9 protein-coding genes are annotated in these 8,266 nt (G+C 46.9%); 6 read left to right on the forward strand and 3 right to left on the reverse strand.

The window, feature by feature from the left end; translation table 11 throughout:
* Nucleotides 1–59: 59 nt before the first annotated feature.
* Entirely contained in the window at nt 60–884 is an 825-nt protein-coding gene (locus ACFQNF_RS02750) for a mechanosensitive ion channel family protein (RefSeq protein WP_380185899.1), read from the forward strand.
* Nucleotides 885–942: 58 nt separating this feature from the next.
* Here the strand turns inward: ACFQNF_RS02750 and clpA are convergent, their stop codons facing one another.
* Both clpA and clpS read right to left on the reverse strand, forming a co-directional pair.
* Nucleotides 943–3,207: an ATP-dependent Clp protease ATP-binding subunit ClpA gene (clpA, locus tag ACFQNF_RS02755; protein WP_380185901.1), complete on the reverse strand. Its 2,265-nt coding sequence runs from the start codon at nt 3,205–3,207 to the stop codon at nt 943–945.
* Nucleotides 3,204–3,515: an ATP-dependent Clp protease adapter ClpS gene (clpS, locus tag ACFQNF_RS02760; RefSeq protein ID WP_046351600.1), complete on the reverse strand. Its 312-nt coding sequence runs from the start codon at nt 3,513–3,515 to the stop codon at nt 3,204–3,206. Before clpS ends, clpA begins: the two co-directional genes overlap by 4 nt.
* Nucleotides 3,516–3,823: 308 nt before the next feature.
* On the opposite strand from clpS, the gene ACFQNF_RS02765 reads away from it, so the two are divergent.
* Together ACFQNF_RS02765 and ACFQNF_RS02770 are read left to right on the forward strand one after the other, a co-directional pair.
* On the forward strand, nt 3,824–4,027 hold the full coding sequence (locus ACFQNF_RS02765; protein WP_046351601.1) for a cold-shock protein: 204 nt from the start codon (nt 3,824–3,826) through the stop codon (nt 4,025–4,027).
* 114 nt (nt 4,028–4,141) lie between these two features.
* Nucleotides 4,142–4,345, forward strand: a complete 204-nt coding sequence (locus ACFQNF_RS02770) for a cold-shock protein (protein ID WP_046351602.1) — start codon at nt 4,142–4,144, stop codon at nt 4,343–4,345.
* A gap of 134 nt (nt 4,346–4,479) precedes the next feature.
* On the opposite strand, the gene icd is transcribed toward ACFQNF_RS02770, so the two are convergent.
* Nucleotides 4,480–5,703 carry an NADP-dependent isocitrate dehydrogenase gene (icd, locus tag ACFQNF_RS02775; RefSeq protein WP_380185904.1) on the reverse strand — a complete coding sequence of 408 codons (1,224 nt, stop codon included), beginning with the start codon at nt 5,701–5,703 and terminating at the stop codon, nt 4,480–4,482.
* 125 nt (nt 5,704–5,828) lie between these two features.
* Between icd and ACFQNF_RS02780 the strand changes: the two genes are divergently transcribed.
* Genes ACFQNF_RS02780 through mnmA form a run of 3 tightly spaced genes read left to right on the forward strand, consistent with a single transcriptional unit; the run spans nt 5,829 to nt 8,019 of the window.
* Complete coding sequence (locus ACFQNF_RS02780) at nt 5,829–6,452, forward strand: pseudouridine synthase (RefSeq protein WP_380185905.1); 624 nt, start codon at nt 5,829–5,831, stop codon at nt 6,450–6,452.
* Nucleotides 6,453–6,475: 23 nt separating this feature from the next.
* Nucleotides 6,476–6,925, forward strand: coding sequence for an NUDIX hydrolase (locus ACFQNF_RS02785; RefSeq protein ID WP_380185907.1), 450 nt, complete (start codon nt 6,476–6,478; stop codon nt 6,923–6,925).
* A gap of 32 nt (nt 6,926–6,957) precedes the next feature.
* Nucleotides 6,958–8,019, forward strand: a complete 1,062-nt coding sequence (gene mnmA, locus ACFQNF_RS02790; RefSeq protein ID WP_380185908.1) for a tRNA 2-thiouridine(34) synthase MnmA — start codon at nt 6,958–6,960, stop codon at nt 8,017–8,019.
* Nucleotides 8,020–8,266: the final 247 nt, after the last annotated feature.

Genomic DNA, 8,266 nt, shown 5'->3' on the forward strand with positions numbered 1-8,266 from the left:
AATATCTATATGCTAATCTCATAACTAACCCGCCGTTCGGCGGTTTGGGGAGATAGAGAATGGATGCAACTTGGGTTCAAAAATATCAAGACCTAGCGATGGGCTATGTGGCTGAATTTGGCGTGAAAGTGATTGCCGCGATTGCCTTTTGGGTCATTGGCCGCTGGCTTATTGGTTTGGCGGTGCGTTTGGTACAAAATTCTTTAGGTAAGCAAAAGGTTGATCCCACCGTATTGCGTTATGTTGGGTCTGTAATTACGGTTACGCTGAATATTCTATTGGTGATTGGTATTTTGGGTTATTGCGGTATTCAGACCACTACCTTTGCCGCTTTAATTGCTGCAGGCGGTATCGCAATCGGGATGGCATGGTCTGGTTTATTGGCTAATTTTGCGGCTGGCGCATTTATTATTGTATTACGTCCGTTTAAGGTTGGTGATTTTGTTGCCGTTGCAGGAATTGTGGGTACGGTGAGTGAAATTGGTTTGTTTTCCACCATGATTAATACGCCTGATAACGTGATGACTTTAGTTGGAAATAACAAAATTTTTTCCGATAATATTCAAAATTTTACCCTTAATCCATTTCGCCGCGTTGATTTAAAAGCGCAATTGGCGGGTAGTACGGATCATGTCGCAGCAATGCAAATCTTGCGTGAAAAAATTGCAGCTATTCCTAATGTGCTCGCTGAGCCTAAAGTTGATGTGGAAATTATTGAATTCAATTTGGTTGGGCCGGTCTTGGTGGTGCGTCCCTATTGCCATAATGATTATTACTGGCAAGTTTATTTTGATACGAATCGCACTATTAAAGAGAGCTTGGCAGCTGCTGGATTCCCTGTGCCAATGACTGCTCAAACTGTTGTGGTACAGCAACAAAGTTAGACCGAATACAGTATAAAAAAGCCCCGTCTTTTCAGGCGGGGCTTTTGTTTGAAATGGATCAGGCTGGGATTGCTTCTTTGTTTGGAATTTCCAAACGGACTTTCCCATCATCATCAATATCAATGGTCACTTCGCCGCCATGAATTAAACGGCCAAATAATAATTCATCGGCTAGTGCTTTGCGGATTGTGTCTTGAATCAATCTAGCCATAGGCCTTGCGCCCATTAGTGGGTCAAAGCCTTCGGCGGCAAGATGGGTTTTCAAAGCGGCTGTAAAGTGCGCTTCTACTTTTTTCTCTTGCAACTGAACTTCCAGCTGTATTAGGAATTTATCCACAACTTGCATAATGATTTCATGCGAGAGTGGGGCGAAAGGAATGATGGCATCTAAGCGGTTACGGAACTCTGGGGTGAACATGCGTTTTATTTCTTGCAGTTCATCGCCTGTTTGCTTACTGGTCGTGAAGCCAATCACCGACTTATTGAGTGTTTCCGCACCCGTGTTGGTGGTCATGACGATCACTACATTTCTGAAATCCGCTTTGCGCCCGTTGTTGTCGGTGAGCGTGCCGTGATCCATAACCTGTAGCAACACATTAAAGATGTCTGGATGGGCTTTCTCGATTTCATCAAGTAGCAATACCGCATAAGGATGTTTTGTGATGGCTTCGGTGAGTAAGCCGCCTTGTTCAAAACCAACATATCCCGGAGGTGCACCAATTAAACGGCTGACCGCATGCCGCTCCATATACTCGGACATATCAAAGCGTAGTAATTCAATGCCCATCGTATAGGCTAGCTGGCGGGCGACTTCTGTTTTACCTACGCCAGTCGGGCCACTGAATAAGAAGGCACCGATTGGTTTTTGTGGATTACCCAAGCCAGCACGCGCCATCTTGATTGAAGTAGCTACGGATTCAATGGCTTTTTCTTGACCAAACACCACATGTTTAAGATCGCTTTCCAGCGTTTTAAGCGTATTCCGGTCATCTGTCGACACGCTCTTAGGTGGAATTCGTGCAATCTTGGCAACGATCTCTTCGATCTCGTGCTTGTTGATGGTTTTCTTTTGCTTTGATTTTGGCAAAATCTTTTGCGCAGCACCGGCCTCATCTATCACATCAATCGCTTTATCCGGCAAGTGTCTGTCATTGATATATTTGGCTGAGAGTTCTGCTGCCGTGGTCAGTGCCGCCAAGGTGTATTTCACACCGTGGTGTTGCTCAAATTTATCTTTTAAGCCTTTAAGGATTTCAATCGTTTGCTCAACGGTTGGCTCAGGCACATCGATTTTTTGAAAACGGCGTGATAAGGCGTTATCTTTCTCGAAAATACCGCGATACTCGGTATAAGTTGTCGCTCCAATACATTTTAAAGTGCCGTTAGAGAGAGCAGGCTTTAACAGGTTGGAGGCATCTAAAGTGCCACCAGAAGCTGCGCCAGCACCGACTAGCGTATGTATCTCATCAATAAACAGTACTGCATTTCGCTCTTCTTGCAGTTGCTTAATAACGGCTTTCAGACGTTGTTCAAAATCGCCACGATATTTGGTACCAGCCAGCAGGGCTCCCATATCTAAACCATAAACGGTGGCATCTTTGAGTACGTCAGGCACATTGCCTTCGACAATACGACGAGCAAGCCCTTCAGCAATCGCCGTTTTACCTACGCCTGCTTCACCGACCAATAAAGGGTTGTTTTTGCGGCGGCGACAAAGCGTTTGAATAACACGCTCTAGCTCGTGCTCACGACCAATCAGCGGATCAATGCGCCCAGCAATGGCTTGCTGGTTTAAGTTTTCAGTAAAACTACTGAGTGCTCCACCCGTGCTAGTTTCTTCTTCGTGTTCTTCGTTTTGCTCGGTGCGTGGAATGGGCTGTTGTGAGCTGGTCGATTTTGCAATGCCATGCGCTATAAAATTGACCACATCAAGACGGGTAATTGCTTGTTGATGCAGGTAGTAAACAGCGTGGCTGTCTTTTTCGCCAAAGATCGCAACCAGTACATTGGCACCGGTCACTTCTTTTTTGCCCGAAGATTGCACGTGCAAAATAGCGCGCTGTATAACACGCTGAAAGCCAATGGTCGGTTGGGTTTCTACTTCACCATCGCCGGATACGACAGGTGTGTGTTCCTTCACAAAATCCCCGAGCAGGCGACGTAGCTCGTCCATGTGCGCACCGCAAGCGCGTAAGACCTCGGCTGCGGATGGGTTATCCAGCAGCGCAAGTAAAAGATGTTCCACGGTAATGTATTCGTGGCGCTTTTGCCTCGCATCCGTAAAGGCCATGTGGAGGCTGACTTCTAGTTCTTGGGCAATCATTCGTTCACCTCCATTGTGCATTGCAGTGGCTGCTGATGTTGCCTGGAATACTGGCTGACTTCTGCGACCTTAGTGGACGCAATGTCCTTGGGGAATACCCCACACATCCCGCGACCTTCAGTGTGAACTTTAAGCATAACTTGCGTAGCTCGTTCACGGTTCATTCCAAAAAATTTTTCTAATACATTGATGACAAAATCCATCGGTGTAAAGTCATCGTTTAGCAGAAGTACACGCCACAAAGCGGGTGGTGGTGAGAGTGTCGATTGCTGATTAAGTTCGGCATCGGTTTGATGCTGTGCAGGCATTTTTCTACCATATCATGTGGTTTATAATCATTTTGGTCCGCCCCTGTTCTTTTTCAAGCTCTGATCTGCATGAACATGGGTGGATGGTGTGCATATTCTTTTCGTTGTGGTTTTTTTATTGAGTATAACCATCTATTTTTAGAATTTTACTTGACCTGCGGTGTAAAAGTCGCGTAAAAAGGTGGCTCGAGTTTGATGTACAAGTTTCTGCAGTACCGGTTTGGCCGTTTTGCTGGTCTTGGACCTCAAACCTCATGGTGCCTCTTCGAGGCGGTTCATGTTTTACAAGTTGATAGGAAAGACCCCAAATGGCTCTGGGCACTGTTAAGTGGTTCAATGATTCTAAAGGCTTCGGCTTTGTTACTCCAGACGAAGGCGGCGAAGACATCTTCGCTCACTTCTCCGCGATCAACATGCCAGGCTTCAAAACCTTGAAAGAAGGCCAACGCGTTTCTTTCGAGATCACCAATGGTGCTAAAGGCAAACAAGCCTCTAACATCCAAGCTGCTTAATCTCAGCTAGGTGATATGGTATCCCGCTCACGCGGGTTTTTTCGGACCAATCCCTTAATCGGGCCTCATTTCTGAGGTGGTCCATGTTTCATCGTTTAGATAGGAAGTGCCAAAATGGCTCTAGGTACCGTAAAGTGGTTCAATGATTCTAAAGGCTTCGGCTTTGTTACTCCAGACGAAGGCGGCGAAGACATCTTCGCTCACTTCTCAGCGATCAACATGCCAGGCTTCAAAACTCTGAAAGAAGGCCAACGCGTTTCTTTCGACATCACCAATGGTGCTAAAGGCAAACAAGCCTCTAACATTCAAGCTGCTTAATTAGCCGCTGGTGATCAAAAACCCCGCCAAGGCGGGGTTTTTTTACGCCTGTATATTGTGTGGAAGTATCTTTAGGTAAATAAAAACCCCGCCGAAGCAGGGTTTGATCTAGCGGTGTTGCTGGCTAGATAGAATTACATGCGTTCAATGATTGCTTTGCCGAAGCCTGAGCAGCTTACTTCTGTTGGATTATCCATTAGACGGGCAAAATCGTAAGTAACGATCTTATCCGCAATAGTTTTTTCCATTGCTGTGATAATCAAATCGGCGGCTTCTTTCCAGCCCATATGACGCAGCATCATTTCAGCAGATAGTAGTAGCGAGCCTGGGTTTACTTTGTCTTGGCCTGAATACTTCGGTGCCGTGCCGTGTGTCGCTTCAAACATGGCGACGCTGTCAGATAAGTTTGCGCCTGGAGCAATACCGATACCACCAACCTGCGCTGCTAAGGCGTCAGAAATATAATCGCCATTCAGGTTAAGTGTTGCAATCACATCATACTCAGCCGGGCGTAAGAGGATTTGCTGCAAGAATGCATCAGCAATTACATCTTTAATTACTATGCCGTTTGGCAGCTCAAGGTATGGGCCGCCGTCAATTTCTACGCCGCCAAATTCTTTCTTGGCTAATTCATAGCCCCAAGTGCGGAACATACCTTCGGTGTACTTCATGATGTTGCCCTTGTGAACAAGGGTGACATTCTTACGGTTGTTGTCGATTGCGTATTGAATTGCGCGACGCACCAAGCGTTCAGTACCTTCTTTGCTCACAGGCTTGATGCCGATGCTAGAAGTTTCCGGGAAGCGAATTTTCTTCACGCCCATTTCGTTTTGCAAGAAATCGATTACTTTCTTAGCGCCTTCAGATTGTGCATCCCACTCGATACCAGCATAAATATCTTCGGTATTTTCACGGAAAATAACCATTTCGATCTGTTCTGGATGCTTAACCGGTGAAGGAACACCTTGGAAGTAGCGTACTGGGCGCAGGCAAACGTAGAGGTCAAGTTGCTGACGCAGTGCTACGTTTAATGAGCGGATCCCGCCGCCAACTGGTGTTGCCAGTGGGCCTTTGATCGATACAACATATTCTTGCAGTGCAGCGAGTGTTTCTTCTGGTAAGTAAGTGCCATCTGGGTAAAGCTTGGATGCTTTTTCACCGCAGTAAATTTCCATCCAGTGAATTTTGCGGCCGCCGCCGTAGCATTTCTTTACCGCAGCATCGACAACGTCGATCATCACCGGGGTGATATCAACACCAATGCCGTCACCTTCGATAAACGGGATAATCGGATTATCTGGAGTCGCAAGGTTTTGGACGATTTTCGCGCCATCTTGCGGAACTTTGATCAGGCTCATCTGTGTATTCCTGTTGTGTCGAGTGGTTTGTCGCATTTCGTCGGCAGGTATTGTGAATTTCTTGTGGGGCACCGACGAAAAAACAGCCTATTATCGCTGTTTTGTAGCAATACTGCCAAGCCGCTATGCCTCAGCTTATACTTTTAAATAAACCTTACGGGGTGATCTGTCAGTTTTCGCCCTCGCCGCCGCATGCTTCGCTGGCTGATTTTGTTCCTATTAAGGACGTTTATCCAGCGGGGCGTTTAGATACTGATTCAGAAGGCTTGCTGCTTTTAACTGATTCAGGCCCTTTGCAGGCGAAAATTGCCGACCCCAAGCACAAATTACCTAAAACATATTGGGTGCAGGTAGAGGGTAGCCCGAGTTTGTCAGATTTGCAGCCTTTATTGACAGGCGTGGATTTGGGCGACTTTATCACTCAGCCTGCACGGGTGCGGATCATTGATGAGCCTGCTCATTTATGGCCGCGTGTGCCGCCTGTACGTTTTCGAGCGAATGTGCCAACTACTTGGCTAGAAATTATTATTCGCGAGGGTAAAAATCGCCAAGTGCGGCGCATGACGGCGAAAGTGGGTTTTCCAACATTAAGATTGGTCCGCTATGCAATTGGTGATTGGTCTTTAGATGGTTTACCTTTGGGAGACTGGCGAGCTGAAACGGTTGCGGCTCCCCGGCTTGTTAATCCCGTAGCTGAGGTAAGCAAGCCCAAGCAGCGCGGCCGCCGTGGGCCCAATAAAACACGCTAATTTATTTCTTGAGAAGAACGCTAATGTGGAAGCCTAATGCAACAGTTGCTGCCGTTATTGAAGAGGCGGGTCGGTTTTTATTGGTTGAGGAGCGCATTCTTGGTGAGTTAAAGCTTAACCAGCCCGCTGGCCATATCGAACATGGCGAAAGTATCATTGAGGCGGCGATTCGTGAAACATTAGAAGAAACGGCTTATCACTTTGTGCCACGCTCTTTAATCGGTATGTATCAGTGGTCACCCCCGGAGCGTTCAGAGTTAACTTACCTTCGCTTTGCATTTACGGGAGAGGTAACTGGGGTTGAGGCGGGGCGTGCTTTGGATGCAGACATTGAGCAAGCGGTATGGCTGACGCGGGACGAAATTGTGGCTCGAGCTGAGCAGCATCGCAGCCCCTTATTATTAGTATGTATCGATGATTATTTGGCGGGATGCCGTTATCCGCTGGAGATTTTGCGTGATTTTGATCGCTGAAACGATCGTAGTACGTTGACTGGATTATAAGTATGTCTGACAAAATTGTAGTAGGTCTTTCTGGTGGGGTAGATTCCTCGGTAACGGCGTGGCTCTTAAAGGAGCAGGGCTTCGACGTAGTCGGCGTCTTTATGCAAAACTGGGAAGACGATAATACCGATGAGTATTGTTCGATTAAAGAAGACAGCCTGGATGCGATCTCGGTTGCGGATAAAGTAGGTGTTGAGATTGAGTTGGTTAATTTCGCCCAAGAGTATAAAGAGCGAGTGTTCAGCTATTTCTTAGCTGAGTATTCGGCCGGTCGAACACCAAACCCAGATATCTTGTGCAATAGCGAAATCAAATTTAAGTGTTTTCTCGATTACGCGATCAAATTGGGCGGCACTAAACTGGCAACGGGGCATTATGCTTCAAATCGAGTGCGCCCAGATGGCCGTACAGAGCTGCTTCGCGCTAAAGACGCCAGCAAGGATCAAAGTTACTTTCTCTATAAGCTTAGCCAAGAGCAAGTTGCTCATGCCGTATTCCCTCTGGGCAATATGCTAAAAACAGAAGTGCGTGAGTTGGCAGAGAAAATTGGCCTCCATAACGCCAAGAAAAAAGACAGTACCGGTATTTGTTTTATTGGTGAGCGCCCATTTCGTGAATTTCTTAATCACTACTTACCTAAAGTGCCAGGGCCTATGGTTACTCCAGAAGGTAAACACATGGGTGAGCATATGGGGCTGATGTATCACACGATTGGTCAGCGCCAAGGTTTGGGTATTGGCGGAGAGGGAGCGCCTTGGTTTGTTGCAGGCAAGGATATGGCTAAAAATGAGCTGATTGTGGTGCAAGGCCATGATCATCCTTTGCTGCTTAAAAATACTTTGCAGGCGCAGGATCTTTCTTGGGTCCTCGGTGAGTCGCCAGCGTTAGGCCGCTACACCGCAAAAACACGCTATCGCCAGCAAGATGCAGCATGTGAATTGCTCTGGATAGAAGATGGCCGTTGCGAGTTACGCTTTGATGAGCCGCAATGGGCGGTTACACCAGGGCAATCTGTGGTGCTGTATGATGGAGAGGTCTGCTTAGGTGGTGGAATTATCATTTAGTTAGAGTGGCGTAATCTTTGTTTCAAACAAGCCGCAGAAGATATGCGGCTTGTTTGTTTTCTGGATATTGATTTGTGTTTTATACGAATCAACTACTTAGCGTATTGCTACGGTTTTATTGTATGGTAGTGGTTGACCTCACAGGCCCCAGCCCGTATATTTCGGCCTCTCGCTGCAGCACACACAGCAACACGGTGTTCGAGCCGCAGCGAATGATCTTTAAAAAAATACAGTCGATGAGTGTGAG

The sequence above is a fragment of the Iodobacter arcticus genome (genome assembly GCF_042664895.1).
GTDB classification, from domain to species: Bacteria; Pseudomonadota; Gammaproteobacteria; order Burkholderiales; family Chitinibacteraceae; genus Iodobacter; species Iodobacter arcticus.